This window comes from Paenibacillus sp. 01L418, assembly GCF_056400045.1.
Genome location: NZ_JBFTSN010000810.1, coordinates 1 through 958 on the forward strand (window position 1 = coordinate 1; position 958 = coordinate 958).

The 958-nt window shown below is 47.8% G+C and carries 2 protein-coding genes; one reads left to right on the plus strand and one right to left on the minus strand.

Annotation, left to right across the window (positions count from 1 at the left end):
- Positions 1–341: FixH family protein (locus AC1DSE_RS35800; RefSeq protein ID WP_477529185.1), on the plus strand; the 341-nt coding region annotated here is incomplete at its 5' end.
- A gap of 4 nt (positions 342–345) precedes the next feature.
- On the opposite strand, the gene AC1DSE_RS35805 is transcribed toward AC1DSE_RS35800, so the two are convergent.
- On the minus strand, positions 346–958 hold a 613-nt coding region (locus tag AC1DSE_RS35805; protein WP_477529186.1), incomplete at its 5' end, for a sulfite exporter TauE/SafE family protein.

Below are 958 nucleotides of genomic sequence, written 5' to 3' on the forward strand. Positions count from 1 at the left end.
GCGAAGAATTATCGCCGCCTATGACTGAACATGTATTCGACAAAGGCGAAGCTAAATGGTCCATCGATGGTTATCCAGCGAAGGTGCTTCACAACAACTTATTTAAAATCGAGCTTACTGATCTCTCAGGCGCCCCATTACAAGGAGCTGAGCTATCAGTCAAGCTTGAGATGATGKATATGGTTTGCGGCGATTACGAGTTTAAAATGACGGAAGCTGATCCTGGAACATATACGGGCGAAGGCGTACCACTGATGGCTGGCACATGGAAAGCGACTCTAACACTCAAGACGGTTGACCAAACGTATACCATCGACAGATTACTGCGAGCGGTTCATTAGCAAATTACCAAAGCCATGGATTAATCGACGGAATGACACCATTCACCGCAAGCCCGCGCAAAATCGAGATGACACCCACAGCAATCGCCGTGACTACACTTGCTTTACGCATAAATCGCCGCCATTTCTTATTGGCAAAAGCAGCGATCGAAGCGGCAGCCGCTAAAGCAGGGAAAGTCGATAGCCCAAACAGAGCCATGACAGCCGCTCCTTCAAGTCCTGAGCCAGTGGAGGCTGCCGTCATTTGCATCGCATAAGTTAAGCCGCATGGCAAAAATCCGAAGGCTATTCCAGTTGCGAGCAAATGGAACGTTTCCTGCTTAGCAGAGCGAGAAGCACCGCCTACTAATCTTTTGTGCAGAAAGCTAGACAATCGGTTCATGAGCGGCAGCTGAAATCTCCGCCAAAGCCAGAGCAGCAAGAAACAGCCGCCAATAATGGATGCCAATCCTTGAACCCCTGCAAATTTACCTGCAACATCCACAAAAGAACCTACTGTTCCCATTACAGCCCCTAATAAGGAATAAGAGAGAATTCGGCCTGTATTATATAGAAGCATTGATTTTTTAACTGGCGCTGAGGAATTTAATGAGACAGTTGATACAATCCCCCCGCAC